This is a genomic window from Methanocorpusculum labreanum Z (genome assembly GCF_000015765.1).
Taxonomy (GTDB): domain Archaea; phylum Halobacteriota; class Methanomicrobia; order Methanomicrobiales; family Methanocorpusculaceae; genus Methanocorpusculum; species Methanocorpusculum labreanum.
This window is the reverse complement of record NC_008942.1, coordinates 424,968-451,399: the sequence shown is the minus strand read 5'-3', so window position 1 is coordinate 451,399 and position 26,432 is coordinate 424,968. Positions and strand designations below refer to the sequence as shown.

Genomic DNA, 26,432 nt, shown 5'->3' with positions numbered 1-26,432 from the left:
TTATCCTCTAAGACACCAAGAAAAATATATGCCCGATTTTCAGTGTCCAAAGTGCGGCGCAGCACTTCAGGTCAAACCAGGCACACAGATGGCGACCTGCTCATTCTGTGGCACGGTCACTTATATCGATCGAAGTTCTGCGCTGTTCTTTTATCTGCTCCCCTTCTCCATAAACGAGGGTGCAGCAAAAGGGATTTTTAAACGCTGGACTGCCGGCCCGGCGCAGGCAAAAGATCTCGAGTCAGCAGCCAGGATTACGAAACTCACCAAAGAGTTCTTCCCGGTGTTCCGGTTCCGCCGGACAATAAACGGCAGGGAAACCGTTTTTGCAAAACCTGCGAAAGGGACACTCCTTCCTGGAATGCAGGACCTCACGATTCCTCCGGGAAACGTTGTCGTCTATGATGCGAAAGCCTCGACCGGGGACGCAGACGTGATCCAGCCGGATATTGCAATCGATTCGTATCTTCCGGAACTCGCCGGAACCCCCATCGACCAGGCACTCGTGTATTTCCCGATTTACGAAATCTCCTATGAATATCAGGGAGCTTCCTACCAGGCAGTCATCGACGGATCATCCGGAGCAGTCTATACTACCTCGTCTCCCACCCGCAGTTCCAGTGCATACATCGCGGTCATGGGACTTGCCTTCACCTTAGGCCTTCTTGGAAGTATTCTCGGCGTAATGGTGAATCCGATATTTTTCGTTCTGATCATTGCCGGATTTTTCGCAGGAAAACTTCTTGCAGGCAAAGTGGTCGAACGGCAGAAACCCGCTAAGGAGGTGAAGGCAGAATGAGCGAAGCACAGAAGATCCTTGTTTCAATGACCTGTCCGTCATGCGGAGGTCAGGTTCAGTGCGAAGAAGGAGAGGATCTAGTCCTCTGCAAGTTCTGTGAATCCGTGTTCGCACTGACAACAGACGAAGGGGCAAATAAGGTCATGTACAAAATGACCGTCGATAAGGACAAGGCCCTTGCGAAAGTCAATGCATGGTTTGGAACAGGACCGAAGGCAAAAGATCTGCAGAAGACAGCGGCGATTACCGAAGCATACCCCATGTATCTTCCGTTCTGGCGTCTGATCGCCAGAGGAAAGGCCTGTGTCTGCGGTATCGAAGAACAGAGAACCGGAAAGGATAATCAGAAGGTCGAGATCCCTCGCGAGGCACTCATCAACCGCGAGTACATCTACTCGGAAATTGCCTGCGAAGCAGGAGATCTTGGTATCCAAAGCATCGTGATTCCGGACAGAGCCGAGGCAATCTCCTATGATGATCAGGAGATCGTCACATTCGGCGTGACCTCCTCTCGTGATGCCGCATTTGATGAAGGCGGCAGAGCGATCCGGAAGACGGCAGTCGAAGACGGCAGTGCCCGGATGGACAAGGTCCACTTCTCGCAGTCGTTCTGTTTCCCCAAAGCCTTCACCTTAGTCTACTATCCGTTTTGGATTGTGAGGTATACATATGAAGGCAGAACCTACTTTGCCACCGTCGACGGCATCACGGCACGGGTCGTTTCAGGCAGAGCGCCGGGAGATGCGGGCAGTCAAAGTACGGCAGCAGGTATCGGCGGAGCGCTTTCCGGCGGAGCAGTGGGTCTTGGAATTGGACTCGCCATCGTTACCGAAGGTACGGACATCGGGATTGGTGTTCTCGTGGTCGGATTCATCGCGGCCGTCGCACTCCTTGGATACTTCTACAACAGATTCAGATATGGAGACGAAATCTTAGAAGGAGCGCTGAACGGAAAAGGCCTCAAATCAGGCAGAACCCAGAAAAAAGTACAGCCCATCTACAATGAAACATATGACTACTTCAAATGAAGGTGATCCAAGATGCTGTTAAAAGAACTTAAATGCCCAGGATGCGGTGCACCTCTCAAATCCAAGGAACGCGACATGATGCTGGCCTGCAGTCACTGCGGACGCATCAGTCTGTATGCTGATGGAAAAGTGGGCGATGTTGCCTACTCGATTGCGGCGCCTGCAGACGGTTACTCCGGCGAACTGATCTACGTCCCGTTCTGGATCGTGAATGCAGATCTGAATGTCAGGAAGGAGACTATATCCGGCGGAAAAATCTCCAGATTTATTTCAGACAAAAGACAGATGCGGGGCACCCGCGACTTCTATGTGTGTGCCGCATCGATCCCCGAGGAGTTCTGTCGGGAATGGAATATGGAACTGACGCTTGATCAGCCTGTGCTGAATCTCATTTCGAGCTTCAAGGGCGGCAAACGTGCCGTGATGACGATGGAGAAAGGAATAGCCGGAGAAAATGCCGAATTCCTGTTTCTGCGCTATGAAACGGAGATCCCAGGCACGCTCCAGAAACTTGAGTATGATTTTAAGATAAACAGCACAAAAGTGCTTTATCTTCCCGCATACAAAACCAATGACAAATATGTATTAGGTATTTCTCATGAGTGATGTTGAAGAGAAACGTATACACCTGATTTGGGCATCCGTCATATTGATGCTCGGCATCTCCATTCTGGTGACGTATCTTGTACCGGCAGTAGGATTTTGGGAAGGGACCGGCATCTTTCTGACAGGTGTCGGCGTGATCTCGTGTTGTCTGGCCATGTTCATGGGCCAGCGGAGATCACCGGTTTTCCCTCTCCTCATGATCCTTGCCGGAGTACTTCTTCTCGTTCAGGGCCTGCTGACGACGATATTTCCGGTCATCAGCACGCCGGTCCTGATTGGAGCAGCGCTGGTGATCGTGGCGGCAGGTGCCATTATTTTCCTGATACTAAAAAAATAAACAAACCATGACAGTAGATTTACGCGACAAAGTTGAGGAAGACCGCGGTCTGATCAAAAAAATCCAGCTCTGCGTCCCGGGATTTCGGGGATACCGGCAGAAAGAGGATATCCGGATTGCCGATTCGATGCTGCGCCTGCAGCTTGCAGACGAGTTGAAAAACAACGTTCTCCTGCCTCTGGAGCAGACCCGCGAGTCGGCCAGCCGGGCACTCGAACTTGATCTGATGAACGATCTGGCCGCGGCAATCTCGCAGGCAAAGACCGCAGAAGCAAAGATCCGCCATGCCGAGCAGGGATACTCAGGCATCTCCGCAGCAACCCGTGTCAAGACGCCGGAACTGAACACCCTGTATGAATATGATCTCGCATTGCTTGACGGAATTCGTGGAATCGGGGACCTGGCGAAGGCCGCATTCAGCAGTGCCGATGCAGGAAACTTTAACAAAACAGCAGACAGACTCCGGGAGATCAAATCCGGGTTCAGCGAGTTTACGGTAATTTTCGACAAACGCAGCGTTGACATGGCAGGCATTGGTGCATTCTAATGAGTTTCTTCTCAAAAACAAACAAAACCATCGGCTCCGGTTCGGATATCGAGGGTGCAGAATCCAGAAAAGGCTTCTACTGGGTCGATGATCAGAAGGGTGACAACGTCATCTGGCGTCTCCCAAGAAACGTTATGTGGAACGACAACGTGCTCGTCCGCGAGGATGAGTATGGTATCTTCTTCCGGGACGGGAAAGCTCTCGTCGTTTTCGACCGCCCCGACAGATATGCCCTGACGACCGAGAACATCCCGGTCCTGAAAAGTATTCTTGGAACTGTTGTTGGAAACGTTCAGATCGGAGAGTTCTACTGGGCACAGAAGCGTGAGTTCCGGGATAAGTTCGGGACTCCGCAGCCTCTTGCATTCCGCGATGTGGACTTCGGTGTTGTCCAGCTCAGAATCTTCGGTCAGTTCTCCTACAAAGTTGTCGATCCGCTGCTTCTGATCACCCAGTTCGTCGGAACAAAAGGCCTGACGAAATCCGAGGAGATCGTCGAGTGGCTGAAATCGCAGATCGTGATGATCTTAAACGATACCCTCGGCGAGCTGAAAGCAAAGAAGCAGATGGGTGTTCTGGATATGCCTGCATATCTGCAGGAGATCGAGCAGCTCTGCCTTGGCAAACTGACGACCGAGACAGAAGTGTACGGTCTGAAGATCATGAAGTTTGCCGGCCTGAACATCAACATGCCCGAAGAGGTTCAGGAAGCGATCAACAAACGCGGAGCAATGTCTGCTCTGGGCGTGAACTATCTCCAGTATGAGTCCGGAAAAGCTATCGAAGGCATCGGACAGGGAGCCGCCCAAGGCGGAGAAGGCTCCGGATTTGCCATGATGGGTGCAGGAATGGGCGCCGGAATGAGCATGGGCGGCATGATGACCCAGAGCATGGCAGGTGCAGGAGGCCAGCCGGCTCCCTTTGGCGGTCAGCCGGGAGCAGGCCAGGCTGCAGCACAACAACCGACCGGGAAAATGGAGACATGCAGCAACTGCGGAGCAAAGGTCCCGGCAGGCACGAAGTTCTGCCCGGAGTGCGGCCAGAAGATGGTGCCTGCGGGCGGTTCAACCTGCACAAACTGCGGAGCGACTCTTGCACCAGGCGCTAAATTCTGCCCCGAGTGCGGTACAAAAGTCGAGACCATCAGGAGATGCCCGAAATGCAATGCCGTGGTCCCTGCCGGAACAAAGTTCTGTCCTGAATGCGGACAGAAGCTCTAATATTTTTCTTTTTTATCAGACCCGAAAACCGGGAAAAATACGTATCGTATTGAGAGAGAACTCATACTTCCGTTTCAAAAAGAGCGTCCATTATTTTTCTGCCGAGAATTTTTTCCACCTGAGCCTGTTCTTCGTCGGATATTCCGGTAAAGAGGCGGCGTGACCCTGCCGGTGTTGTAAAGATCCCGACCCGCTCTGTCCGGGTAAGATACCCGTTCGCCTCAAGTCCGGCAAAGTAGGGAAGGACATAGTAATGCGGCACGTCGAGTTCCGTCGATATTTTACGGGTAGTTGGGAACTTCACTTCGATCCCGTCGGAACTGATGGTGAACGAGATCTTGCCTTCGGCAATCAGGAGTTTTCTCCCGCACGTAAAAATAGCATCTTCTGAAAGAGGTTGTGCCATCAAGAATATATGTTGGCACGCAGCCCTCTTCATAGTTATGATGTTTTCGGGATCACATGCACTACATCGGAACGCCATCCGAGCCGGACATGTTCACCAGGAACATACACATCCCCTGTCTGTCTAAACGGCACGATGACCTTGAAAAGACAGCCTGCATTCACGACAACATCCATGAACGCTCCGGACCTGACCGATGACACCACGACACCCGGAACGGAGACCAGTGTGTCGGGAACGGCCGTTTTTGACAGAGAGATATCTTCTGCCCTGAGCATGATGACAACGCCTCCTTCGGTGAACTTAGGAACATGACAGAAAACGACACCTCCGGAGACGGCACTTCCGTTTCTGACAGAACCGGTGAAGATATTCTGGACTCCGACGAACTTTGCCACATGTTCATTGACCGGCTGATAAAACACTTCATCGACCGGCCCAATCTGTGCGAACGCCCCATCAATCATCACGGCAACCCGGTCGGCAAGACGCTGACCCTGCGCCTGATCGTGCGTATTAATTATGATGGTCGTTTTGTTCACGCGGTTTTCATGGAGAATCAGCTCCTCAAGAACCTGAGTCGAGACTGGATCCAGATTTGCCGTAGGCTCATCCAGAAAGAGGATCTCCGGGCGTGTAACGAGAACCCGGGCAAACGATATCCTCTGCCCCTCCCCGCCTGAGAGAGAATGGCCACCGCGCTCGGCAAAACGACTCAGGCCCATACTTTCAAGGATGGCTGAAACCCGCTCCATCCGTTCCTTTTTCGGAAGATTGCGATAGGAAAGACCAAGCTCGACATTTTCCGCAACGGTTCTGTCAAAGAGAACCGTCTTTTGAAACAGCATCCCCATTCTCCCCCGAAGTGCATGCATCGAACGCTTCGTTACGGGTTCGCCGAAGATGATCAGTTCTCCTTTGGAGGCTGGTTCGATGGTGTCGAGCATTCGCATAAGCGTACTTTTCCCGGCTCCCGAGGGACCGATGATTGCCAGGATCTCGCCTTTTTTCACCGAGAAATCAAGCGGCCGGACAACCTCTTTTTTTCCGTAGCTTTTTGCAAGGCCGCGGGCAGTAATTATATCCTCACTCATCTTTGACCCTCCCGTGATAGTGCTGGAGAATATTCACACCGCAGTTGACGATCAACGCAATTGTAAGAAGAATGATTCCGAGCGCGATGGACATGGCAAAGTCACCCATGGATGTGTTGAGCGTAATGGCCGTTGTAAGCGTCCGGGTAAAGTGCCGGATGTTTCCACCGACCATCATCACGGCGCCGACTTCGGCGATGGCACGGCCGAATGCCAGAACAACCGCCGAAAGGATGGCAAACTTCGCTTCCCGAACCAGTGTCAGGATCGCACGGTAGGCACGGGCGTTCAAAGCCATAGTCGTATACTTCATCTCCTTATCCAGACCGGAGAGACCGGCAATCGTGAACCCGACGATCAGCGGAGAGACTAAAATGACCTGAGCAATGATCATCGCATTGGTCGTATAGAGGAGATTCATAAAGCCCAACGGCCCAGAATAGGATACGAGAAGATAGACCAGCAAACCGACAATCACAGTTGGAAGGGCATATAAGGTCTGGACGAGATTGATCACGGCACGTTTCCCGCGGAAATCATAATAATAAATGAGAGCGCCAAGCGGGATGGCGATCAGCGCCGCAACCAGCGTTGCCGCGACGGACACATACAAACTCCTGGCGGCAATTTCCATTATTTCCGGGTTCAAGGTGACGATGAGATTTACGGCCTCAATAAATCCGTCAGTAATCTCGCCCATGTGTATTGTATCCTTTGCTGTGTAAATTAAAAAAAAGATGGGTTGATGTTTTTTATGCAGTCGGGACGACTACAGGGGTTTTACAATCAATGTTGAACGGCGGAAGAGTGCTGTTGGCAACTGTGCTCATCGGGATGAACAGAGGTTTACCGTAGGTCTCGACACCAAATGCGCCGATGAAGTCCTGTCCCTCTTTGGAGATTAACCAGTTGGTGAAGTCAGTCGCATCAACAACATTAGTGTCGGGGAATTTCTCCGGGTTGATCGTCATGACGGTGTACCGGTTCAGAAGAGAGGTTCCTTCGTCAATGATGACTTCAAGCGGGAGGTTATTGTTTTTCTTGTAGGTAAGATAGGTTGCTTCGTCCGTAAGGATGTAAGCGCCGAGCTGACCGGCTGTGGTCAGGGAGTCGCCCATGCCTGCTCCAGTCTCTTTGTACCAGGGCCCTGATCCGGTGATCTGTGTAGTGTAGTTGAATCCGGCACATTTCCAGATGTTCTTTTCTGCAGAGTGGGTTCCTGAGTTGTCACCGCGGGAAACAAAGATAATACCTTCAGTTCCTGCATCGCCAAGTTCCTTGAGTTTGGTAACTGCATCTTCAGGAGTCATACCGGCGATTCCTGCCGGATCATCGGCCGGACCGACAATAACGAAGTAGTTATAGGCAATACCACGGTGATTGACCCCATATCCCTCATCGATAAATGCTGCTTCCTGTGCTGGAGAGTGAACCAAAAGTACATCAACATCGCCGTTCTTGGCGGAGGCTATGGCTTTGCCGGTACCTTGGGAAGTGATCAGAAGATCAACGTTGTATTTGTCCAGATAATAATCCTGAACGGCGTCAAGAAGACCGGTGTCGTAAAGAGAAGTGGTTGTTGCGATTTTGAGCTGAGTGGGCTCCTGTTGTTCAGCGGTAACACACCCTGCCGCAAAGATGACTGCAAACAGGATGAGAAACACGCCCAATACGGACAATAATTTTTTCATACATATTAATGTTTATTATGCAGATTATAAATAGGATTGTGAGATTTTATAGAGGTCAATTAGATTAATTTAACAAATTTTTCTAAAATATTCAACATATTTGAGGCTATAATTTTTGATTTTTCAAAGACAATATTTTAGTATATTTTGCTAACCAAATGATATATCAAAGTGGTATACAACTACCGATTTCTAAAGATCAATATTCGGGGAAAAAAGTGACAGCGCATGACTGTTTCGACTAAAGCATGGCTGAACATAATTCAGCAAAAAGTTAGTAGACATAAATGATGCCTGTTGAATTGAGATAAATGTTGATGTCTTCTTTTACTGTGGTCCCGGCAAGTTTTTCTGGAACGGCAAGCATGATCCGGTTGATCAAAGCTCCTGTGTCATATTGTACTTTAATATTGAGCTGACGGGCTGATTTGTAGATCGAGTAAGCCTCACGAGTCAGTTCGCTACCTGCTGCAAGGGTACATATAAGTGTGGAATTTTGGGAGTAGACATACGCCAGAGCTTCTTTTGCCAGCCGGATATTTTCATTTGCCGACTTTTCGATCAGACTGATATTCGATCTGGTTGTCTGAAGAAGATCGGCGATCTCCTGCTGGGTCAAACCATCCTTACGGTATTGAATCACCATCTTTTGACGATCGGTAAGCAACGGTTTGGGCACAAAGGTAGTGTATCACTTGAATACTATAATAATCCTTTTATCCCATCTGACAAACAAAATGACCCTTGTTTATCGTGCGGCGCACCCCAAATTATTCAAACCCACCAATATTAATCATATATTTTTTTAAAAACCTCAGTAAATTCCCCTAATTTGAAGAAACACCCATATTCTCCCCCCGCTTCCAAAATGAGAATAAGCCCGCAAATTGCGCGTATTGCCAAAACTGGCTCAATTTGACCGTATATCATAAATCAAACAATTCTTTTTACAATCTTTATTTGTAAACATATTTTAAATTTTCAAAGGCATTTTAGTTATCATGTAAACTAACACAAATTAATGTTAACTTAAAATACTAAGTCTGGATGAAGGTTAATATGGACAGTTTCAAACCTATATTCATATGAGGTTTTACACATGACTGATTTGAAGTATGTAACAACAACCTGTCCGTACTGCGGAACCGGTTGCTCATTCAACCTCGTTGTCCGTGACGGAAAAACCGTTGGGGTCACTCCCTTCACCCGTTCACCTGTCAACGAAGGTAAACTGTGTCCAAAAGGCATGTACGCATTTGAGTTCGTCAACAGCCCCGACAGACTTACCACCCCTCTTATCAAGAAGGACGGTAAATTCGTTCCGGCAAGCTGGGATGAAGCAACTGACTACATCGCACAGAAGATGAAGACATTCAAGCCCTCCGAGATTGCATGTCTTGCATCCGCCAGAACCTCTAACGAGGACAACTACGCTATGATGAAGCTTGCCCGTGGTGTGTTCAAGACGACTCATATCGACCACTGTGCACGTCTGTGCCACTCCTCCACCGTTGCCGGTCTCGCAACCTCTTTTGGCTCCGGTGCAATGACCAACAGCATTCTTGATATCGAGCAGTCAAAATGCCTCTTTATTCTTGGTTCCAACACCTTCGAGCAGCACCCGCTGATCGGACGCCGTGTAACCATGGCCAAGAAGAACGGTGCCAAGATCATCTACGCAGACCCGCGTTACACCCCGACCGGAAAGCAGGCAGATCTCTACATGCAGTTCCGCAGCGGATCCGATGTGGCAATCCTCAACGGTCTGATGCAGCTCATCATCAAGAACGGCTGGGAAAACAAGGAATTCATTGCAAACCGTACAAAAGACTACGAAGCAATGAAAGAAATCGTCATGAAGGACACCTACTCGCCTGAAAATGTCGAGAAGATCTCCGGTATCCCGGCAGCCCAGCTCAAGCAGGCAGCAGAGTGGATCGGAACCTCCGGCGCAACTGCCATCCTCTATTCCATGGGTATCACCCAGCACACCGTTGGTGTCGACAACGTTCACTCCGTCGCAAACATCCAGATGCTCTGCGGCAACCTCGGTCGCCCCGGAACCGGTGTCAACGCACTTCGTGGACAGAACAATGTGCAGGGAGCCTGCGATATGGGAGCACTTCCAGTCAGCTTCACTGCATACCAGAAAGTCATCGACCCGGCTGCACACAAGAAATTCGAAGAAGGCTGGGGCTTCCCAGACGGTATCTGCGAACCGAAGAACGGTTACGAAGTCACCGTTATGATGGATGTCTTAACCGACAAGCCCGGAGAGCTCAAAGCACTCTACATCATGGGTGAGAACCCGATGCTTTCCGATCCGGATCTGACTCACGTCAAGCACGCTCTTGAAGAAGTCGAGTTCATGGTCGTCCAGGATATCTTCATGACCGAGACTGCCGAATTTGCAGACGTCGTTCTTCCGGCAACCTGCTACGCAGAACGTGACGGGACCCAGACCTCGACCGAACGCCGTGTCCAGAAATGGAGAAAGGCACAGGATGCCCCCGGAGAGGCAAAACTCGACTGGGAAATCATCGCAATGGTCGCTGCAAAGATGGGCTACGCAGCCCAGTTCCCGTGGAAGACCTCCGAGGATGTCTTCAACGAGATGAGAATGCTCACCCCGTCCTACCGCGGAATGACCTACGAAAGACTCGACAAACCCGAAGCACTTCACTGGCCATGCCCAGAAGAGACCCACCCGGGAACTCCGATCCTTCACGGTGCAAAGTTTGCCCACCCGGATGGACTTGGTATTTTCTTCCCATGCGAGTGGAAAGCACCTGCCGAGGTCCCGGACGCAGAGTATCCGTTCATCCTTACCACCGGCCGCTGTCTCTGGCACTGGCACACTGGTACCATGACCCGCAGATCCGACAGTCTTGACCACGAGGTCCCGACCGGATGGATCGAGATCAACACCGAAGACGCAGCCGAACTCGGCATCACCGACGGTGAAAAGGTCAAAGCAATGACCCGCCGCGGCGAAGTCATTGTCGGTGCAAAAGTCACCCCTGACATCATGAAAGGCGTTATGTTCATGCCCTTCCACTTCGTTGAATGTGCAGCAAACATGCTGACCAACAATGCACTCGACCCGGTTTGTAAGATTCCGGAGTTCAAGGCATGTGCTGTGAAAGTTGAAAAGATTGCGGAGGCCTAAAAATGTCAGCAAAAGGCGATATGTTCTACGCATGGACTAACGTATCCGATATTAAAGGTGAATGCGGCGGAGCAGTAACCTCAATTCTCAAGTACCTCCTTGAGAGCAAGACCGTCGACGCAGTACTCACCGTTCAGAAAGGTGCCGATGTCTTCGACGCAGAACCTGTCGTAATCACCGACCCGGCAGACCTCGTAAAGTCCGCCGGTTCCCTCCACTGCGGAACCCTGTTGTTGCCCAAGCTCATCAAAAAGTACCTCAACGGTGCAAAAGACATGAAACTTGCCGTCACCTGCAAAGGATGCGACGCAAAAGCAATGTACGAGCTTGCAAAACGCCAGCAGATCAACCTCGACAACATCGTCATGATCGGTCTTAACTGCGGAGGATCCGTCTCCCCGGTCCTTGCACGCAAGATGATCACCGAGAAATACGGCATTGACCCCAACGACGTCGTCAAGGAAGAGATCGACAAGGGACAGTTCATCGTTATGACCAAAGACGGTCAGCACAAAGGCATCAAGATCGACGACCTCGAAGAGGAAGGTCTTGGCCGGAGAAAGAACTGCCAGCGCTGCGAAACCAAGATCCCACGCCAGACCGATATCGTCTGCGGTAACTGGGGTGTCGTCGGCGAGAAAGCCGGTAAGGCAACCTTCGTTGAGATCTGCTCCGACAAAGGTGCAATGGTCTTCGACGGCGCTGTGAAAGCAGGCGTCCTCGCAACCTCAGCACCCGACGAGAAAGGCCTCGAGATCCGTGACAAGATCGAAAACGTCATGGTCAAGATGGGTAAGAAGAACCAGGCAAAACAGTTTGCAGAGATCGGCGAAGGTACCGACCGCCTGAAATACATCATGGCAGAGACCGGGCGCTGCATTAAATGCTACGGTTGTATCGAAAACTGCCCGATCTGTTACTGTGTTGAGTGCTCCACCAAGAAGCCACACCTCGTCAGACCAGGTCAGGTTCCGCCGGACTTCATGTTCCAGATGATAAGATTCGCCCACATCGCAGACTCCTGTGTGAACTGCGGTCAGTGTACCGACGTCTGCCCACAGAACATCCCGAACTCACTCTTCATGCACGCCCAGCAGGTCGAGCTTGAAAAGATGTTCGGTCACAAGCCGGGTATGGACATGGAACTCCCAGTCCTCGCATTCGCCGAAGAAATCGACGAGCGCGCCCGTCTGCATGCAACCGGCTCCGACATGATCTACGAGAACGTGTTCGGCGAAGAGAAATAATCTTCACCCAGCTACAGGAAAACCAATTACAGAGTTGGCCGGGAAGTGAGCTTTCACTTCCAAGGCATCTCTCTGATCTATTTTTAAAAGATGTAGGTAGACGTGAAACGTTCCTTTTACGAAATATTTCTAAAAAAAGAAAAAATCAGGACCGACGGATCGTTACCGACGCGGCATGGGCGGCAAGCCCTTCGGCTTCTGCCAGTATCTCCACAACATCGCCGATCATGCCCAGGCCTTCTTTTGTGACCATCTGGACCTGCGAACGTTTCATGAAGTGGTGAACGTCCAGAGCCGAGTAGCTCTTTGCATATCCGGCCGTTGGGAGAACATGGTTGGTTCCTGATGCATAATCCCCGCAGGCAACCGGCGTGTACGGACCGATAAAAATCGAACCTGCATGACGGATTTTTCCAAGTGTGGTAAGTGGGTCGGCGGTCTGAATCGACAAATGCTCAGGAGCGATCTCATTCATCAGATCGATCGCTTCATCCAGATCCCCGGCGATCACGTAACCTGAGTGGGCTAGAGCTTTTTCCATGATCTCGCGGCGCGGAGCGGACCTTATCTGACGTTCGATCTCAGCTCCGACGTCCAGTGCGATTCTCTCTGATGTGGTCACGAGAACACAGGCCGCGTTCGGGTCGTGTTCGGCCTGAGCAAGGATATCGGCTGCAATGAATGCAGGGTTTGCCGACTCGTCTGCAAGAACGCCGATCTCGCTTGGTCCGGCCGGAAAGTCGATCTCCGCAGATTCACGCAGGAGCATTTTTGCCTGTGTAACGAAGACGTTTCCAGGTCCTACGATCTTTTGGACCGGGCGGATCGTTTCGGTTCCAAGAGCCAGCGCTGCTATTGCCTGGGCTCCGCCTACAGAGTAGGCTTCCGTAACTCCGGCAATATCGAGAGCGACTAGGGTCAGCGGGTTTACCGGCGGCGGCGTGAAAAGAACTATCTCCGGAACGCCGGCAACGCGGGCTGCGACGGTGGTCATAAGGACAGTGGAAGGATATGCCGCCCTACCGCCGGGAATATAAGCCCCGACACGGTCGAGAGGTGTCGTTTTAACGCCGAGCGTGATGCCCGGTTCCGTTTCCTCGAGCCAGAGCGATTTATCCATCTGGAGTTCGTGGAACCGGGTGATGCGGGCCTCGGCCTCGATCAGTGCCTGGACAAGGGCAGGATCGACCTCATCATACGCTGCATCGATCGCTTCGGGGGATATCTGAAGGGAAGAGAGTTTCTGCTTATCGAACTTTTCCGTCAGGGCAAAAAGAGCGGCATCCCCGTTGGTACGGACATCCTCAATAATCGCCTCGACTGATTCCTTTACGTCGGCCAGCGAGCCGCGGCGCATCGAAACCCACGACTCAACATTAAGCGGCTGCCAAAACATGATAAACAGTATGGGTTGTGGAAAGATTTAGAGTATGGGGATTACTTTCTCTGGTCCGCTTCCCATGCATCCAGTTTTTTCTCGAGGATCAGGGCGGCCGACTCAACCAGTTTTGGACAGAGCGTTTTAAACAGGCCCTTCTCTTTGATGATCGCGAGTTCATTCTCCTTCAGAATATCGTATCCAAGAAGATCCCGGCAGAGAATTGAGCCGTGTTCCGCTTTGAACGCATCGAGAAATTCCACGGTTTTTTCATTTGTATTCGCCTTCGCTTCAAGATCTTCGCCAGTGGAGGGACCGTATTTTAGGCCGATCACCATCAGCGCACCCGTGACGGCGCCGCAAACTTCGCCGTACCGCATGCCTGAACCAAAACTTCCGGCGATTTTCTTTGCGGTCTTCTCATCGACACCGAGGTCGTTCGAGAATGAGGAAAACACCGACTGTGCACAGTTTAACCCTTGGGAAAACGTAGCTACTGCTTTTTGTGCATTATCCATACGTAAATCCCTTAAAGATATTCCATTGATTGGAAAAAAATCATTCGGCGAGCAGTTCGACTTCCATCGACAGACGCCAGATCTTCCGTTTCGATCCGGCCGGTAGATCCGCAATCTGCATCATCCGCTGATAGATAGTGACCTCGCGCGATCCGGACACGAGATTGTCGGCGTGTGCTACGATCTTCTCTTCAAGCGTCTCCGGCACAACAGAAACAGGAGAGAGACTGAGAAGCACCGACTCATCCTCGGTCAGACCGGCTCCCGTATGCCTTCCGACGATTTTGACGATATCCTCGGAAAGTTCCAGACGGCGGCAGATCTTCGCTCCTTTCGCGGCATGTTTGATCGAATGCGTCTTCGATCTCCCGATGTCATGCAGCATTGCCCCGGCATGCACTAACTCGGAATCGACCGATTCGCCGACATACCGTGCGGCGACCTCGGCAACTTTTTCGCAGTGGGAAACAACCCCGGCGTCACATCCGGCGGAAAAAAGAGTTTTGGAATATTCAGGCATTATCAAGTGCGGTCTGCATCTTGGCAAGGCGTTTTTTCAAGGCCGTGATGATCAGTTCGTCATCGAAATGCACCAGCATCGTTCCGCACTGAGGGCAGGAGAAGTTGGTCGTCATGGCATTATTGAAGGTCGTCGTGATACCGCAGTTTTTACACTGGTAAAAGTCGTTGGCCTCATCGTATCTCAGTCTGCCCGCCAGTTTTCCCGCTGCGACCTCCATCTCGTTACGCAGAACCATGTTCATATGATCCATACGCATAAGCCAAAGATAGGTGAGCCAGCCGGTTTCGTTGTTTTTGATCCTGCGGTATTCAGCAAGACGGTGTTCATATAAGTTATAGAGAGTGTGGCGAACCGAGTTCAGATTGATGCCGGTGAGTTCGGCGATCTCCTCGTCGCTGCGTTCCGCTTCGACAAGATCCTCGTCGGAACGTCTTGATTCGGCAAGGAACCGTGCTTTGTCGGCTGCCTTAAGATCTTCACTGCTCAGCTTTTCCTCCACCCATCTGCGTGCATAGGATACATCTGACCAGCGGCGAAGGAGTTCAAGACCCTCTTCCCCGACTAGTTTGAGCAGATATTGATAGATTGCCGGATTCCCGAGTTGCTCTTCTGTGATGACCGTCATTCCTTAATAAATTGTAGGGCATCCCTAATATTTTTATCCAGCGAGGAGAAAGCATCCTCGCGGGTCGGTCCGGAACCAGTCACGGAGAACATTACCTCCCCTTCCTCAAAAGATGTACCGGGGTAGGGAATGTCGGTGATCGTGCTTCGCAGAGCGGACATTTCTTTTTGAATCGTGATATTTCTGGGCGCTGCAAGGATCTTTCTTACGCCGAAACACACCGGTTCGGGGCGTTTTTCCGGCAGGATGCCCATACAGGCATCACGGTGTAAGGAAAAAAGATTCATGCCGAGAGCGGTTTCAACCGTCTCGACGGTTCCCTGGAACCGGGGATTTATTTCGATCGCATAGGCCTCGTCATCAGTCAGGACGAAGTCCACGCCGACCGAACCCACACAGCCGCTTTCAGCGATGATCTGCTCTGCAAGTTCCATCATGCGCTCGGCAAGCGGATGTTTGCACGGGGTCAGCGAACCGGAAAATGCGTAGGCACAGGAGTCGCCGCCTCTAAGGATCTGCTCGTTTGCACAGAGAGCAAGGGCCGCATCGCCGGTCCCAAGGCATGAAACGCTTGCCGGCTGGCCGTCGATCGGCTCCTGGGCCATGCAGGGAGCATAGTCGGCAAACTCCTCCCAGGCTTCACGTTCGGCATCGGAGTGAACACAGGCATTCCGCCAGCCACCCGCACCGGATAAGGTTTTCATCATCGCCGGATACTCGCCCGGACCAAGCCTTTTGGGGACCGGAGCGCCGAGATCTTCGAAAAAATCCTGGGTCTTTCCCTTGTCCATGAACCGTTCTGCAATATGTGCGGGCGTTCCAAGACGGTTGGATATTTCGAGAAGTTCCGCGCCGGAGGTGGTAACGACATGGTCGATATCATGCGTTTCCATCATCTCTTCAACAGCAAATGGCAGTTCGTCCAGTTCATCGAAGGCGAGATGATCCTTCGTGTACCAGATCAGATCCTGGTCGCAGAAATGATCTACTGCGTAGACGTCATACCCGGCACGGGATGCCGAGGCGGCAACGTGGCGGGTCGTATATCCGGCGACGAGAACACTCTTCATGGTTTTTCTTGGTCGTGTTCGTGTTTGATCGTAGTCTTCCCTATCTTCGTCGGCAGGACTTCAAGTTCGGCATCGGGAAATGCGAGGTCGAGCTCCTTTCCTTCATACAGATGATCGAGACAGAGAGCAAGGGCGGAGATCTCGGAGTGGGGCTGATTTGCGACGGCAACATTGTAGTCGGCAAGTTCGTACAGATCGCCCGGGACTTTTTCCGCACCTACAACGATCATGACCTTCTCCTCCTTTCTGATATCGGCGATTACGTCCTGAAGCCTAAGACCGTACATCGTCAGGTGGACGACTTTTCCGCCGCTCTTTTTGAACTGATTGATGCAGGACTTCCATTTGACATTGTTTTCGCAGAAGAAGGTCCCGCCGAACCTTGTTGCGACATCGGTTATACTGTCGGCGACCTTTGCATCGTCGGCTGCCAGATACATGCCGCTTGCCCCAAGAGCACGGGAGCTTAAACCGACATGGGTGGTGACACGCTGATCCCTTTCGGGACGGTGTCCTATTCTAAGGATATAGGATTCGGGTTTGAGATTCATTTTCGTACCTTGATGATGCCGTCTTCGATGTAGATGTCGGAGGAGGGCTGCTGTATTTCGTTCATCATGAACATATCGGTGATCGAGAGAGCACAGACGACCTCGCCTTTTACATGGATAAGACAGGCTTTTTGGAGGCGTGCAAGGGAAGCTCTGATTTCATCCTCGGAAAATCCGGACTGCTCCGCAAGTTCTGCGATCGTCCGCATCCCATTCTCCGGGATCATATGAAATAGTGCCCAGTCCACGTCCTCATTTCTCATGTCCTAACAATTAGGAAGAGATAGACATTATACTTTATTGATTCACGCAACAGAAAAGTACAGCGTAATGGCATATACCTCCGCCTCGGATCTTGAACCTCTTGCCGATGAACTCTACGAAGCATCGGGGGATGATGATTTCAGACTCGCCGAACTCATTCGTCAGCTGCCTAAAGAGACGGCGGTCCGGCTCTGCACTTCGGACCTGACCAATGCCCTGCAGACCTACATCTACGCATTCGAGGAGGAGCCGGAGATCGATATCTATGAACGTCTGCTGCTCCAGCCCTCTTCGCAGCTCCTGCGCGGGATTAAAATCGCCAATGTGGAGCTTTCCGAGATCATCTTCGGATTCGATAAAAAGAGTTCGCTGTTTTTCATCGCGGTCTGGGATGGAGAAAAATTCCTGAAAGCATTTTCCGGCCCGGGATCCTCCCGGGAAGCGGTGAAGTATGCAAAAGAGATGTCCGCCTAACCTTTCGTGATCAGATCATAGCTGACATGCGCCGGCACGATCTCGGGCAGATCCCCCCACCGGCCGATCCAGTCGCCGATCACCGCATACACGGCAAAGACCGAGGACTCTTCCACTTTTTTCATGACCTTGTCAAAGTTTTCCGGAGTTAAGATATTACAAAGACCAGTCGCCCAGGCATCCGCCTTTGCAGGATCATGGGAAAAACAGGTCACCGAATCTGCGATCCCAAACGAGACCGAAGGCCCGACGGTCGCAGACGACGTGCATATCCCAAGGATTTCGGTCTGCGGCGTGATGAGGAATGCGAACTTCCCGGATGAAGGGGCGGGGCCTGCATAGATCCCGACCCGCAGTTCACGATTTGAAAACAGCACGATATCCCCGCCGTTGTCAATCAACCCAAAGGCGGCCCCCCGATTCTGCATCGCTTTGACGCCTGCCCAGCCGATCGTCGCCGCGACAGCCGCCATAGGCCCGACATCCGCCTCGAACGAGGCAGCGGCCATACACCGGACCGACTCCGGCGCATCTGCCGGGGCAGAGACCGGACTGTAACTCATCTGAAAAAAGGGATCGGTCAGAAGATACTCTTCAACACCGGTCCGGGCCGCGATCATCCCTCCCTTTGCCGCTTCAACATGTGAAGTATCGTCGGCAAGGATCGTGGTGATCGTTTCGCGGTACGCGAACTTCTCGCGGATCATTACTTCTGGATACTCAGGGCACGCTGGGGGCAGTAGGTCGCACATCTGCCGCAGAGGACGCACCGCTCCGAGTCGACGACGAGCTGCCAGTTTTCATCGAAGGAGAACACCTGCTTTTGACAGATGCTGATGCACAGTCCGCAGTCCACGCAGTCCGTACGGCTGTGGGACACCGCATCCTTCTGGATCCGGATCGAGACTCCTTTTCTTGTAAGGGCGGCGATGAATTTTCCCGCATCGCGGTCATCGACATCGAGCAGCGCCCAGCCCTCGTCCCCGTCGATAAGGGCGCGTTCCACATTCACCATCACGCCGGACCGAAGGATGGCGGCGGCGATGTTTGGATACTGGACTCCGTCCGAATCGAACTCGACCATCAGTTTCATCTTCGTCCCCTCCCGCCGACAAGATCGCCGAGATCATACGAGTTGAGCATGCCGAGGATATGTCTGGATGCATCGATCACGACAAGGGCGCCGATGTTGTGCTGCTGAAGGGTCCGTGCGGCAAAGTCCACCGGCGCGTCCGGGGCGATCGTGATGACGTTTTTGGTCATTATCTCGGACACGGTAAGATCCTGCGCATCGTTCGCAAAGGCCTTGGAGACATCGTAGGTCGTCACGATACCAATCAAATGGTTCTCCGCATCGATCACCGGGAGATGGTTCGTCTCGCCTTTCAGGAGACGTTTGGCAGCCTCCTTGACGCTCTCCTGTCCCGTGATGGTCACAAAGGTCGAGACCATCATCTCGTTGACATGACAGACATACCCCTTCTCCGCCATCGGTTTGTTCCTCTTCTGGGAATCGATCGGGCGGGAGGCCAGAGCCATCGTAAAAGAACCGTTTTCGATCCGGTTCTTTAGTTCGGCTGCGACCTCACGGGCCTTCTTGTAACTGGAGAGCGGAGAACAGCGGACCTCTTCGCCGTCGATCTCGATCGAGCCGCTCTTCAGCTCGGCATAGGTGACCTCGCGGATCACGGGTCTGTCCCTGAACGGAGTTCCATAATCGACGATGCTCGTCTTCAGATCCTCGTCGCGGACCGCGGTGTGCTTAACGATCTCCTCATTCAAGAGAGGGATCGGGATACCCACACCGACATACATCGTCACGCCGTATCCGGTCATGGTTGCCGCCCGGATGAAATCGGGAGACATATCCTTCATGTTTCCGGAAGTCATGAGGGTTCCAAACCCGGCTCCAGGGGAAGACTGCGTGCCTTCCCCGACAACGACACCGTTCGCTCCGCCGATAAAGATCGGGGTTCCGGATCCGATAACCGACAAGGTCGGATCATTTGGAAGAGGAGAGAGACAGCCGGCTCCCGAGTAGGTGATATTTCTGTGAGACGGAAGAAGGAATCCCATATAGGTCCGTATTGCCCGATCGCTCATATTGGTCGCGGCATTATAGGATTGATACGAGTTCCTCGGGTTGACCATTATTGCCTGATTCAGTTCATCTATGGTAAATTCATTGGTTATTGAGGTTCTCGGGTAGCAGTCGGTCCCTTTTGCCCGGGCGTGGAGTTCCACGGATTTTCCGGCGATAAGGTCCTCGATAACGTGGGCCCCGCCGTATTCCGAGTTTCTCGTGGTGGACTCCTGGGTTGCTCCGATATAACAGTCGACGGCTGCTATTCCTGCATAGGCCTCGACGTTATTCAGCCACATTTTTTCCATTCTTATTGGGATTTCCGAGTGGCCGAAGTTCAAAAAAGCTCCGGATGAGCACATCGCGCCGAAAGTGCCGGTGGTGACCACGTCCACTTCTTTGAGTGCCCCGGTAACGCCGAGTTCATCGACGATATCCGGCATCTCTTCAGCGCTGACCACACGGACACTTCCATCACGAATACGTTCATTTATTTCGTCGATGGATTTGTACATATAAATAATATTTAATCCCGCTCATCCTATATAAATGGCGTCATTCCAGGTTCGGATAATCCTGTTTTGCCCGAATTACGGCCCTGATTCCGCCCCGAGGATTAGGTACATCACCCGCATATCTTGGGATAAGATGGAGATGGGCATGCATGACCGTCTGGCCGGCAGCTTCCCCGCAGTTCACGCCGATATTGTATCCGGCAGGCGAGTAGAGTTTATCCAGATGCTCTCTGGCACGCCCGATAAGTTCACTCACGGCCGCATGTTCGTCTGCGGTGAGATCAAACCAGGAGGAGACGTGCCGGCGGGGAATAATAAGGACGTGCCCCGGCGAGACAGGGTAGAGATCCCATTTTACATAGGCGAGATCGTTCCCGAACAAAGATGAATCATCAGTACAGAACGGACAGTCCATATTTATGTCCGCGGCTTTTTGCCGAGCATCAACCGGATATCGTCTCGGTAAATAAAGAGGATCTCACGGATATTGCTGATCAGTCCGGGCGAGAACCGGAAGAGAAGGTAGGCGATAACGAGGATGAGAAGGAACGCCGCTCCTTCGCAGATGACATTGTGGGACCAGAAAAAGCTTGCATATCCAGGAATCGTCGGGTGGGTGAGCTCCTCCTCGAACCAGGGGAACCACTGCCCGAAGTAGGCCATGATGACAAAGACGTTCCTAAAGATGTTGATGATAAATATCGGCACGCAGACCAGAAGCGTAAGCCCGATTTTCTGCGCCAAAGAGGTTTTGGTGAGAGCTATCACGCCCAGAAGGATCGCGATCGCCGTAATTCCGGTACATCCGAGAATGATCTGATCCATGTAGCCATATGTCTGGCCCGGAACGGTCCATACCGACTCGAAGATATTCCAATCAGCCATGATGTAGGGAAAACTGATTATATCAAACACCTTTCGGATACAAAACACCACTATTGAGATGAGCCTGTTGCCGAGTCCAGTGAATATGGCAAACGGGGCATAAACGATTCCACAGATGGCCGCCGCATAGGTGAGTCTGAGGATATGCTGGTCACGGATGAGCAGACGTTTAATGGTAATATATACGAGCGGGATTCCGGCGATGGCGAGCAGCGGATAAAAAAAATTTCCCTCTTCAAGAAGATCAGGGAGCATGAAAAGGAAGCTGAGTTCCACCATGATCCATCCTGTAATCGCAGTATATTTGTCATATTTTCCAGGAATCAGCGTGAGAAGAAATGCGACCAGACTGATGATTAATGTGCAGAGTATCAGAGTATCCAGCATATCGATGCTTATTGGTTGGGCATGGTTGGATAAATGGGTTTGCCAGCCGAACCTGCCGGCTTCATAAGGCTATTTAACGTTGAAAAACCAATAGTGTATTCTATGATGTTCTGCCCAACATGCGGGAAGCTGATGAAATCAAAAGACGGACAGCTCTGCTGTTCAAAATGTGGATATACCGAAACCATCACCGCCGAAAATAAGGAGCAGATGAAAAAAGTCGCTTACATGCAGGAAAACGACATTCTGATCGTGGAAGAAGGCGCGGATATGGGAACCAAACCAACAATCGCCATCAAATGTCCAAACTGCGGTCACGGCATCGCCGAGTGGTGGCTCCGCCAGTTACGCAGTGCTGATGAATCCGAAGTAAGATTCTTCCGCTGCACGAAATGCAAACATACCTGGCGTGAATACGATTAAGCATATTTTCCCCCTCTTTTTTTAAGCAACCCACACGAGTATTTATATACTAACCTGTATTAACTTATAAATATGTCAAACCTTCCCGAAGACTCGCTGAAGATTGAGAATATTGTTGCATCAACCAAGGTGAATGACAGTCTGGACCTTGTGGCGCTCGCCGCCCAGATTCCGGGAGCGGAATATAATAAACAGCGTTTCCCCGGAGTCGTCCTGCGCATGCAGAATCCGAAAATTGCGGCCCTGGTTTTCGGATCGGGAAAAGTCGTCCTTACCGGCGCCAAAAGCCTCGAGAATCTGACCAAAGGACTGGAATACCTGGTAGCTCTCCTAAAAGAGCTCAAGATCAACATTCTGGACAACCCGACCTACACCGTTCAAAACATCGTCACCTCGGCCGACCTTGGAAGCCGCATCAATCTCAACAAGATCGCGATGAGCTTCAATCTGGACAAGATCGAGTATGAACCCGAGCAGTTTCCGGGACTCGTCTACCGGCTCGACGATCCGAAAGTGGTCGTTCTGCTCTTTGGTTCGGGAAAACTTATCATCACCGGCGGAAAGAAAACGGCAGATGCAAAGAAAGCGGTCAAAAAGATCTACGATGATCTGATCTCTCTCAAACTTCTGCAGATAGAATAACCAATATCGATTTTCCTCTGTTTTTTAGATGTTTACGCCAGGAAAGCAAAAGGCTTGAAAAAAGGCAGGGAGTTATCCCTGATAGGTGACTTCGAGACTGCCGTGGGCAGTGGTTTTCCCGTCGCGGAACGCTTCGATCACTTCATCCATCTTGGCATTTGCCGAGATGATCAGGGGTTCGGTCCGGCCGAACACCTGGAATAAGAGTCGGTCAGTGATCCCAAGACCCGGTGACGGGCCGTGCCAGGCATGCTCGCCGAAGTCGTTTACCCCCTGGACTGCAGGGAACGGGAACTTCGGAGCAGGGCCGACGTCGTATCCCGGCGGGATGTAGCCGACTGAGGGGATGTTCCAGACCGACCATATGCATTTGTAGTTCTCGCCGCCGGATTTATTCTGGACGATCATGCCTACATACTGGACCTCTTTGGGTACACCCAGAAGTTCAATCTTCGGAGAGATGTTGCCTCCGTCAAAGGTACTCGACGCAGTCAGTCCATGGGTTCCTACATGAATGGTGATAGTGTCCATGTTCTATACTCAGACAGGCACATTAATTAAAGTATAGGTCGAGTTACTAATCCATGGACCATCTGACGATCTACACTGACGGGGCAAGCCGGGGAAACCCAGGACAGGCCGCTGCCGCGTGGCTGATTTTACGCGGAGACGAGGTCCTTGAGTCCGATGTCCTGACGCTTGGGCTTGCAACCAATAATGCGGCAGAATACTCGGCGCTGAACTCCGCTCTGCGCCGGGCCGTGAAGTTCTGCAAGCCCAAAGAGACGAACGTCGAGGTCTTTTCCGACAGCAATCTGATGATTTCCCAGATGACCGGGAGATACGCGGTAAGGTCGGCGGATCTGCGGCCCTTGTATGAAAAAGCAAAACAGCTGGCATCGGAGTTTGCCTCGGTCTCCTACACGCATGTCCCGCGGGAAAACGCCTACGTCGGGTCATGCGACTGGTTATGCAATAATGCTCTCGATCTCCTCTCCCTCAAATCCGCACCCGCCCAGAAAAATGCCCCAAATAAAATAGAATGCACCCCGATCGGCATCGTTCATTCGCCCTTCGAACGTCAGGACGACGCACCAAGACAAGGGATCTTCACCGACAAACCAAGCAGGATAACGATCTATGAGAAATACCGGGACGGACTCTTTGGGCTTGCCGCCGGTGACAAAGTCTTCATCCTCTGCTGGTTCGACCGGGCGGAACGGGACGTCCTCAAAGTAAAACCGCATGGCCACGGAAAAGGCGAGATGCGCGGCGTATTCTCGACCCGTGCTCCGGTAAGACCGAATCCGATCTCTCTTACGCTTGTTACGATCATCAGCATAAATGACCTCGTCCTCACCGTCAAAGGACTCGAAGCACTCGATAATACGCCGGTCCTCGACATCAAACCGTACTACGCGGATATCGACAGCTGAGAAGCATCCGGTTTGCGATCTCCACCATCTCCCGGACCTCGCCCTCGCACCTCTGTTCGACCGCCCCGTACTCCTTTGCATCCATCATCTCCCACACCTTTTTTCCGGTAGGTTTTCTGGCACGCTCAGGAAGCAGAGCGTCGGCCAGCTGATTATGCGAACAGGGGTGCAGAATAGGATTCTGTGTCGGGACAAAACCGATACCCGCAACGGAAAGATCGACGACCCGGCACTTGCCTATCGTGTTGTAGATTTCTTCGGGAGGAGCCACCTGGTACTGGAGACATTTCGTCAGGAGAAACGGCATATCGAATGTCGAGATCCCGACCCCGCAGACAACAGGATCCGCCTGGATCATCTTCTTGTCTTTGACCCCGTCCCACATCGCGGCAAAAACCCGGTAAAGGGCGGTCACCACCTCTTTTTCCCCTCCTTCGCGCCACATCCAGTAATGAGCATAGTCCTGGACCACCTCGCCTGTGAGCGGCCGGCCGCCGTAGACAACACCGCCTAGAAGGGTATGCCCTTCGCGAAACGCATTCACGGCAAGGGAGGCTCCGGTCCGTTTCCTCCGGTCCATCGGCGGCACGAACGCCTCCAGATCAAAAACGAGGAACTCAGTCATTTCCGGTTTGAAGACGACCATGATCAGGCGACCGAAAGGGCAATCAGTCCAAGGATACCGGTCCAGATCGTATGTACGGCAATCGCCGTAAGCAGAAGACCTACGATTTTTGAGAGGATCACAAGCACGGTTTCTCCGAGCAGTTTCTTGATCTGCGCCGAGAAGATCAAAATCAGCCAGATACAAAACAGGGCAAGGATCACGGCAACGAGGGTCAGAATGATACCATCCTGAGCCCCGAGGATCATCACTGTCGTGATCGTTCCAGGCCCGCACATCACCGGCGTGCCGATGATGACGCCTGCCATGGATTTTTTCCCGATCCGGTCCGAGCTCTCCAGACTTTTGTGCCCTGCCGAGGAGCCGCCGATTTCCAGACCAAGAACGATCTGCAGACCAAGAATAAAGAGAATGATACCTCCAGCGACCTTGAAACTCTCCAGTTCAATGCCGAGAAGATCGAACAGCAGATTATTGAATATCAGAAATGTCAGCATCAGAACGCCGGCGACGCCCGTTGCCACGAAAGCCTGCCTGATCATCTCGGGTTTTGGAGATCCCTGGTCAGATTGATGAACATCGAGACCGAAAGCAGGGGATCAAGAATAATGATCAGCGTAAACGCGGCTGATATGACGGCTACCAGTAGTTCCAGCATAGAGATATGTAATATTGAGCGTTCCCGCATATTATACCTCGGGAAGATGGTATTTCGATGCCGAAGACCGCGAAAATCCCATTCCGCCTCTGCAGAAAAAAAACGGCACATACCGGCCGTTTGTCTGCCGTCTCCCACAAATATATAACGGATTGGGGAGTTCTATTCACATAACAGCGAAATGGCAGAGAAAGAAGTTATCCGTGTTGAAAGACTCGGCTTTCCGTTCGTAACGGACAATCCGTTTCTTTTCTGTGCTCATCATAAAGATATGTACCCGAAAGGAGAACGGGACCTCGGTCCGGCCGTCTCTCTTTCCGGCAGAAACCTGGGAAACGATTTTGTCATAAAAAACGGGTTCCGCATGTATCACGGGCAGCGAGTCCCGGGCTTCCCGGTTCATCCGCACCGGGGCTTTGAGACGATCACGGCCACGATACAGGGCTATGTGGATCATTCCGATTCGCTCGGCTCTTCAGGCAGATATTGCAACGGGGATGTGCAGTGGATGACAGCCGGGAGCGGCTGCCAGCACGCGGAGATGTTCCCGCTCGTACATGCGGACCGGGAAAATCCGCTCGAACTTTTCCAGATATGGCTGAACCTTCCGGCAAAGGACAAACTTGCGCAGCCGCATTACCGGATGCTCTGGGCCGAGGACATACCCGTCATCACCTCCAGGGATGCCGCCGGAAAAGCAAGCACGATCCGACTGATTGCAGGAGTATGGGACGGGAAACGTGCCCCCGCACCCTCGCCTGCGTCCTGGGCAACCGACCCGGACAATCATGTCAGGGTTCTCCTCATCAGAATGGCCCCGGGAGCAGAACTTCGCATCCCGGCCGTTACTTCGACGATCTCTCGAAATCTCTATTTCTACGACGGCGATAAAATCATGATCGGCACAAAGGAGATCGGCCCCTACTCGCGGGTCGTACTCCCGGGAGGCGAGGATATCTCGATACATGCCGGAAATGCCCGGTGTTCCCTCCTTCTTCTGGAAGGAGAGCCGATCAATGAACCGATCGCCAGATACGGTCCGTTTGTCATGAACACGCCTGAAGAGATCCAGGAAGCCTATCGGGACTTCCGGCAGACCGAATTTGGCGGGTGGCCGTGGGATGTCCCCGACCCAGTCCATGACATCGGCGAAAACCGGTTCGCACGGTATGTGGACGGGCATGTCGAAGAGCGGCGATCGTATCACGATCCCGGGCTGGATGATTGACCG

At 52.1% G+C, this 26,432-nt stretch carries 33 protein-coding genes; 13 read left to right on the top strand and 20 right to left on the bottom strand.

Annotation, left to right across the window (positions count from 1 at the left end; genetic code table 11):
* Positions 1–28: 28 nt before the first annotated feature.
* The 6 genes from MLAB_RS02500 to MLAB_RS02475 are packed head-to-tail and all read left to right on the top strand — an operon-like array spanning position 29 to position 4,537.
* Positions 29–799, top strand: coding sequence for a hypothetical protein (locus tag MLAB_RS02500; RefSeq protein ID WP_011832849.1), 771 nt, complete (start codon positions 29–31; stop codon positions 797–799).
* Positions 796–1,827, top strand: coding sequence for a hypothetical protein (locus MLAB_RS02495; RefSeq protein WP_011832848.1), 1,032 nt, complete (start codon positions 796–798; stop codon positions 1,825–1,827). Before MLAB_RS02500 ends, MLAB_RS02495 begins: the two co-directional genes overlap by 4 nt.
* Positions 1,828–1,839: 12 nt before the next feature.
* Positions 1,840–2,433, top strand: a complete 594-nt coding sequence (locus tag MLAB_RS02490; protein ID WP_011832847.1) for a thymidylate synthase — start codon at positions 1,840–1,842, stop codon at positions 2,431–2,433.
* Positions 2,426–2,770: a hypothetical protein gene (locus MLAB_RS02485; protein ID WP_011832846.1), complete on the top strand. Its 345-nt coding sequence runs from the start codon at positions 2,426–2,428 to the stop codon at positions 2,768–2,770. The genes MLAB_RS02490 and MLAB_RS02485 overlap by 8 nt, the downstream gene beginning before the upstream one ends.
* 7 nt (positions 2,771–2,777) lie before the next feature.
* Positions 2,778–3,317 carry a hypothetical protein gene (locus MLAB_RS02480; RefSeq protein WP_011832845.1) on the top strand — a complete coding sequence of 180 codons (540 nt, stop codon included), beginning with the start codon at positions 2,778–2,780 and terminating at the stop codon, positions 3,315–3,317.
* Positions 3,317–4,537, top strand: a complete 1,221-nt coding sequence (locus tag MLAB_RS02475; protein ID WP_011832844.1) for an SPFH domain-containing protein — start codon at positions 3,317–3,319, stop codon at positions 4,535–4,537. The genes MLAB_RS02480 and MLAB_RS02475 overlap by 1 nt, the downstream gene beginning before the upstream one ends.
* Before the next feature lie 61 nt (positions 4,538–4,598).
* On the opposite strand, the gene MLAB_RS02470 is transcribed toward MLAB_RS02475, so the two are convergent.
* From MLAB_RS02470 to MLAB_RS02450, 5 genes are all read right to left on the bottom strand, one after another.
* On the bottom strand, positions 4,599–4,943 hold the full coding sequence (locus MLAB_RS02470) for a hypothetical protein (RefSeq protein ID WP_048061979.1): 345 nt from the start codon (positions 4,941–4,943) through the stop codon (positions 4,599–4,601).
* 35 nt (positions 4,944–4,978) lie between these two features.
* Positions 4,979–6,037: an ABC transporter ATP-binding protein gene (locus tag MLAB_RS02465; protein ID WP_011832842.1), complete on the bottom strand. Its 1,059-nt coding sequence runs from the start codon at positions 6,035–6,037 to the stop codon at positions 4,979–4,981.
* The gene (locus MLAB_RS02460) at positions 6,030–6,737 is read right to left on the bottom strand and encodes an ABC transporter permease (protein ID WP_011832841.1); all 708 of its coding nucleotides are present in this window, start codon (positions 6,735–6,737) and stop codon (positions 6,030–6,032) included. Before MLAB_RS02460 ends, MLAB_RS02465 begins: the two co-directional genes overlap by 8 nt.
* Positions 6,738–6,789: 52 nt before the next feature.
* Positions 6,790–7,728, bottom strand: coding sequence for a substrate-binding domain-containing protein (locus MLAB_RS02455; RefSeq protein WP_011832840.1), 939 nt, complete (start codon positions 7,726–7,728; stop codon positions 6,790–6,792).
* Positions 7,729–8,002: 274 nt separating this feature from the next.
* Positions 8,003–8,407 (bottom strand): Tfx family DNA-binding protein, encoded by a 405-nt coding sequence (locus MLAB_RS02450; protein WP_143702760.1) that lies wholly within the window; start codon positions 8,405–8,407, stop codon positions 8,003–8,005.
* Between the two features lie 420 nt (positions 8,408–8,827).
* On the opposite strand from MLAB_RS02450, the gene fdhF reads away from it, so the two are divergent.
* Positions 8,828–10,897, top strand: a complete 2,070-nt coding sequence (fdhF, locus tag MLAB_RS02445) for a formate dehydrogenase subunit alpha (protein ID WP_011832838.1) — start codon at positions 8,828–8,830, stop codon at positions 10,895–10,897.
* Positions 10,898–10,899: 2 nt separating this feature from the next.
* Positions 10,900–12,144 (top strand): Coenzyme F420 hydrogenase/dehydrogenase, beta subunit C-terminal domain, encoded by a 1,245-nt coding sequence (locus tag MLAB_RS02440; RefSeq protein WP_011832837.1) that lies wholly within the window; start codon positions 10,900–10,902, stop codon positions 12,142–12,144.
* 145 nt (positions 12,145–12,289) lie between these two features.
* Here MLAB_RS02440 and hisD read toward each other — a convergent pair whose 3' ends face one another.
* Genes hisD through MLAB_RS02405 form a run of 7 tightly spaced genes read right to left on the bottom strand, consistent with a single transcriptional unit; the run spans position 12,290 to position 17,072 of the window.
* On the bottom strand, positions 12,290–13,540 hold the full coding sequence (gene hisD / locus MLAB_RS02435; RefSeq protein WP_143702759.1) for a histidinol dehydrogenase: 1,251 nt from the start codon (positions 13,538–13,540) through the stop codon (positions 12,290–12,292).
* Positions 13,541–13,581: 41 nt separating this feature from the next.
* Complete coding sequence (locus MLAB_RS02430) at positions 13,582–14,040, bottom strand: C-GCAxxG-C-C family protein (protein WP_011832835.1); 459 nt, start codon at positions 14,038–14,040, stop codon at positions 13,582–13,584.
* Positions 14,041–14,080: 40 nt separating this feature from the next.
* Positions 14,081–14,560: an HDIG domain-containing metalloprotein gene (locus MLAB_RS02425; RefSeq protein WP_011832834.1), complete on the bottom strand. Its 480-nt coding sequence runs from the start codon at positions 14,558–14,560 to the stop codon at positions 14,081–14,083.
* Positions 14,553–15,188 carry a TFIIB-type zinc ribbon-containing protein gene (locus MLAB_RS02420; protein ID WP_011832833.1) on the bottom strand — a complete coding sequence of 212 codons (636 nt, stop codon included), beginning with the start codon at positions 15,186–15,188 and terminating at the stop codon, positions 14,553–14,555. Before MLAB_RS02420 ends, MLAB_RS02425 begins: the two co-directional genes overlap by 8 nt.
* On the bottom strand, positions 15,185–16,258 hold the full coding sequence (locus MLAB_RS02415; protein WP_011832832.1) for an ATP-grasp domain-containing protein: 1,074 nt from the start codon (positions 16,256–16,258) through the stop codon (positions 15,185–15,187). Before MLAB_RS02415 ends, MLAB_RS02420 begins: the two co-directional genes overlap by 4 nt.
* Positions 16,255–16,809, bottom strand: a complete 555-nt coding sequence (locus MLAB_RS02410; RefSeq protein WP_011832831.1) for a tRNA (cytidine(56)-2'-O)-methyltransferase — start codon at positions 16,807–16,809, stop codon at positions 16,255–16,257. Before MLAB_RS02410 ends, MLAB_RS02415 begins: the two co-directional genes overlap by 4 nt.
* On the bottom strand, positions 16,806–17,072 hold the full coding sequence (locus tag MLAB_RS02405) for a hypothetical protein (RefSeq protein ID WP_048061978.1): 267 nt from the start codon (positions 17,070–17,072) through the stop codon (positions 16,806–16,808). The genes MLAB_RS02410 and MLAB_RS02405 overlap by 4 nt, the downstream gene beginning before the upstream one ends.
* 67 nt (positions 17,073–17,139) lie before the next feature.
* On the opposite strand from MLAB_RS02405, the gene MLAB_RS02400 reads away from it, so the two are divergent.
* The gene (locus tag MLAB_RS02400; protein WP_011832829.1) at positions 17,140–17,547 is read left to right on the top strand and encodes a hypothetical protein; all 408 of its coding nucleotides are present in this window, start codon (positions 17,140–17,142) and stop codon (positions 17,545–17,547) included.
* On the opposite strand, the gene MLAB_RS02395 is transcribed toward MLAB_RS02400, so the two are convergent.
* Genes MLAB_RS02395 through artA form a run of 5 tightly spaced genes read right to left on the bottom strand, consistent with a single transcriptional unit; the run spans position 17,544 to position 21,417 of the window.
* On the bottom strand, positions 17,544–18,254 hold the full coding sequence (locus MLAB_RS02395; protein WP_011832828.1) for a UPF0280 family protein: 711 nt from the start codon (positions 18,252–18,254) through the stop codon (positions 17,544–17,546). The two genes, MLAB_RS02400 and MLAB_RS02395, sit on opposite strands and share 4 nt — an antisense overlap.
* Positions 18,254–18,640, bottom strand: coding sequence for a 4Fe-4S binding protein (locus tag MLAB_RS02390; protein WP_011832827.1), 387 nt, complete (start codon positions 18,638–18,640; stop codon positions 18,254–18,256). Before MLAB_RS02390 ends, MLAB_RS02395 begins: the two co-directional genes overlap by 1 nt.
* Positions 18,637–20,145, bottom strand: coding sequence for a homocysteine biosynthesis protein (locus tag MLAB_RS02385; RefSeq protein ID WP_011832826.1), 1,509 nt, complete (start codon positions 20,143–20,145; stop codon positions 18,637–18,639). The genes MLAB_RS02390 and MLAB_RS02385 overlap by 4 nt, the downstream gene beginning before the upstream one ends.
* A gap of 40 nt (positions 20,146–20,185) precedes the next feature.
* Entirely contained in the window at positions 20,186–20,560 is a 375-nt protein-coding gene (locus MLAB_RS02380; protein WP_011832825.1) for an HIT family protein, read from the bottom strand.
* Between the two features lie 2 nt (positions 20,561–20,562).
* Positions 20,563–21,417, bottom strand: a complete 855-nt coding sequence (gene artA, locus MLAB_RS02375; RefSeq protein WP_011832824.1) for an archaeosortase A — start codon at positions 21,415–21,417, stop codon at positions 20,563–20,565.
* Positions 21,418–21,519: 102 nt separating this feature from the next.
* On the opposite strand from artA, the gene MLAB_RS02370 reads away from it, so the two are divergent.
* Together MLAB_RS02370 and MLAB_RS02365 are read left to right on the top strand one after the other, a co-directional pair.
* The gene (locus MLAB_RS02370) at positions 21,520–21,840 is read left to right on the top strand and encodes a transcription factor S (RefSeq protein WP_048061977.1); all 321 of its coding nucleotides are present in this window, start codon (positions 21,520–21,522) and stop codon (positions 21,838–21,840) included.
* Between the two features lie 72 nt (positions 21,841–21,912).
* Positions 21,913–22,482 (top strand): TATA-box-binding protein, encoded by a 570-nt coding sequence (locus tag MLAB_RS02365; protein ID WP_011832822.1) that lies wholly within the window; start codon positions 21,913–21,915, stop codon positions 22,480–22,482.
* 72 nt (positions 22,483–22,554) lie between these two features.
* Here MLAB_RS02365 and MLAB_RS09360 read toward each other — a convergent pair whose 3' ends face one another.
* On the bottom strand, positions 22,555–23,013 hold the full coding sequence (locus MLAB_RS09360; protein ID WP_011832821.1) for a YbhB/YbcL family Raf kinase inhibitor-like protein: 459 nt from the start codon (positions 23,011–23,013) through the stop codon (positions 22,555–22,557).
* 53 nt (positions 23,014–23,066) lie between these two features.
* Here MLAB_RS09360 and tsaA point away from each other — a divergent pair, with 53 nt between their 5' ends.
* A complete protein-coding gene (gene tsaA / locus MLAB_RS10030) occupies positions 23,067–23,918 on the top strand; it encodes a tRNA (N6-threonylcarbamoyladenosine(37)-N6)-methyltransferase TrmO (protein WP_083755044.1) in 852 nt (283 codons plus the stop codon).
* Here the strand turns inward: tsaA and MLAB_RS02350 are convergent.
* Both MLAB_RS02350 and MLAB_RS02345 read right to left on the bottom strand, forming a co-directional pair.
* Complete coding sequence (locus MLAB_RS02350; RefSeq protein ID WP_011832820.1) at positions 23,887–24,564, bottom strand: hypothetical protein; 678 nt, start codon at positions 24,562–24,564, stop codon at positions 23,887–23,889. The genes tsaA and MLAB_RS02350 overlap by 32 nt on opposite strands.
* Positions 24,565–24,566: 2 nt before the next feature.
* Positions 24,567–25,085: a MarC family protein gene (locus MLAB_RS02345; RefSeq protein ID WP_011832819.1), complete on the bottom strand. Its 519-nt coding sequence runs from the start codon at positions 25,083–25,085 to the stop codon at positions 24,567–24,569.
* Positions 25,086–25,382: 297 nt separating this feature from the next.
* Here MLAB_RS02345 and MLAB_RS02340 point away from each other — a divergent pair, with 297 nt between their 5' ends.
* Positions 25,383–26,429: a pirin family protein gene (locus MLAB_RS02340; protein ID WP_011832818.1), complete on the top strand. Its 1,047-nt coding sequence runs from the start codon at positions 25,383–25,385 to the stop codon at positions 26,427–26,429.
* Positions 26,430–26,432 lie beyond the last annotated feature (3 nt).

Excerpts from the sequence above, each read along its gene's own strand:
- MLAB_RS02500 (WP_011832849.1), top strand. The coding sequence starts at position 29 with ATGCCCGATTTTCAGTGTCCAAAGTGCGGCGCAGCACTTCAGGTCAAA.
- MLAB_RS02495 (WP_011832848.1), top strand. The coding sequence starts at position 796 with ATGAGCGAAGCACAGAAGATCCTTGTTTCAATGACCTGTCCGTCATGC.
- MLAB_RS02490 (WP_011832847.1), top strand. The coding sequence starts at position 1,840 with ATGCTGTTAAAAGAACTTAAATGCCCAGGATGCGGTGCACCTCTCAAA.
- MLAB_RS02485 (WP_011832846.1), top strand. The coding sequence starts at position 2,426 with ATGAGTGATGTTGAAGAGAAACGTATACACCTGATTTGGGCATCCGTC.
- MLAB_RS02480 (WP_011832845.1), top strand. The coding sequence starts at position 2,778 with ATGACAGTAGATTTACGCGACAAAGTTGAGGAAGACCGCGGTCTGATC.
- MLAB_RS02475 (WP_011832844.1), top strand. The coding sequence starts at position 3,317 with ATGAGTTTCTTCTCAAAAACAAACAAAACCATCGGCTCCGGTTCGGAT.
- MLAB_RS02470 (WP_048061979.1), bottom strand. The coding sequence starts at position 4,943 with ATGGCACAACCTCTTTCAGAAGATGCTATTTTTACGTGCGGGAGAAAA.
- MLAB_RS02465 (WP_011832842.1), bottom strand. The coding sequence starts at position 6,037 with ATGAGTGAGGATATAATTACTGCCCGCGGCCTTGCAAAAAGCTACGGA.
- MLAB_RS02460 (WP_011832841.1), bottom strand. The coding sequence starts at position 6,737 with ATGGGCGAGATTACTGACGGATTTATTGAGGCCGTAAATCTCATCGTC.
- MLAB_RS02455 (WP_011832840.1), bottom strand. The coding sequence starts at position 7,728 with ATGAAAAAATTATTGTCCGTATTGGGCGTGTTTCTCATCCTGTTTGCA.
- fdhF (WP_011832838.1), top strand. The coding sequence starts at position 8,828 with ATGACTGATTTGAAGTATGTAACAACAACCTGTCCGTACTGCGGAACC.
- MLAB_RS02440 (WP_011832837.1), top strand. The coding sequence starts at position 10,900 with ATGTCAGCAAAAGGCGATATGTTCTACGCATGGACTAACGTATCCGAT.
- hisD (WP_143702759.1), bottom strand. The coding sequence starts at position 13,540 with ATGTTTTGGCAGCCGCTTAATGTTGAGTCGTGGGTTTCGATGCGCCGC.
- MLAB_RS02430 (WP_011832835.1), bottom strand. The coding sequence starts at position 14,040 with ATGGATAATGCACAAAAAGCAGTAGCTACGTTTTCCCAAGGGTTAAAC.
- MLAB_RS02425 (WP_011832834.1), bottom strand. The coding sequence starts at position 14,560 with ATGCCTGAATATTCCAAAACTCTTTTTTCCGCCGGATGTGACGCCGGG.
- MLAB_RS02420 (WP_011832833.1), bottom strand. The coding sequence starts at position 15,188 with ATGACGGTCATCACAGAAGAGCAACTCGGGAATCCGGCAATCTATCAA.
- MLAB_RS02415 (WP_011832832.1), bottom strand. The coding sequence starts at position 16,258 with ATGAAGAGTGTTCTCGTCGCCGGATATACGACCCGCCACGTTGCCGCC.
- MLAB_RS02410 (WP_011832831.1), bottom strand. The coding sequence starts at position 16,809 with ATGAATCTCAAACCCGAATCCTATATCCTTAGAATAGGACACCGTCCC.
- MLAB_RS02405 (WP_048061978.1), bottom strand. The coding sequence starts at position 17,072 with ATGAGAAATGAGGACGTGGACTGGGCACTATTTCATATGATCCCGGAG.
- MLAB_RS02400 (WP_011832829.1), top strand. The coding sequence starts at position 17,140 with ATGGCATATACCTCCGCCTCGGATCTTGAACCTCTTGCCGATGAACTC.
- MLAB_RS02395 (WP_011832828.1), bottom strand. The coding sequence starts at position 18,254 with ATGATCCGCGAGAAGTTCGCGTACCGCGAAACGATCACCACGATCCTT.
- MLAB_RS02390 (WP_011832827.1), bottom strand. The coding sequence starts at position 18,640 with ATGAAACTGATGGTCGAGTTCGATTCGGACGGAGTCCAGTATCCAAAC.
- MLAB_RS02385 (WP_011832826.1), bottom strand. The coding sequence starts at position 20,145 with ATGTACAAATCCATCGACGAAATAAATGAACGTATTCGTGATGGAAGT.
- MLAB_RS02380 (WP_011832825.1), bottom strand. The coding sequence starts at position 20,560 with ATGGACTGTCCGTTCTGTACTGATGATTCATCTTTGTTCGGGAACGAT.
- artA (WP_011832824.1), bottom strand. The coding sequence starts at position 21,417 with ATGCTGGATACTCTGATACTCTGCACATTAATCATCAGTCTGGTCGCA.
- MLAB_RS02370 (WP_048061977.1), top strand. The coding sequence starts at position 21,520 with ATGATGTTCTGCCCAACATGCGGGAAGCTGATGAAATCAAAAGACGGA.
- MLAB_RS02365 (WP_011832822.1), top strand. The coding sequence starts at position 21,913 with ATGTCAAACCTTCCCGAAGACTCGCTGAAGATTGAGAATATTGTTGCA.
- MLAB_RS09360 (WP_011832821.1), bottom strand. The coding sequence starts at position 23,013 with ATGGACACTATCACCATTCATGTAGGAACCCATGGACTGACTGCGTCG.
- tsaA (WP_083755044.1), top strand. The coding sequence starts at position 23,067 with ATGGACCATCTGACGATCTACACTGACGGGGCAAGCCGGGGAAACCCA.
- MLAB_RS02350 (WP_011832820.1), bottom strand. The coding sequence starts at position 24,564 with ATGGTCGTCTTCAAACCGGAAATGACTGAGTTCCTCGTTTTTGATCTG.
- MLAB_RS02345 (WP_011832819.1), bottom strand. The coding sequence starts at position 25,085 with ATGATCAGGCAGGCTTTCGTGGCAACGGGCGTCGCCGGCGTTCTGATG.
- MLAB_RS02340 (WP_011832818.1), top strand. The coding sequence starts at position 25,383 with ATGGCAGAGAAAGAAGTTATCCGTGTTGAAAGACTCGGCTTTCCGTTC.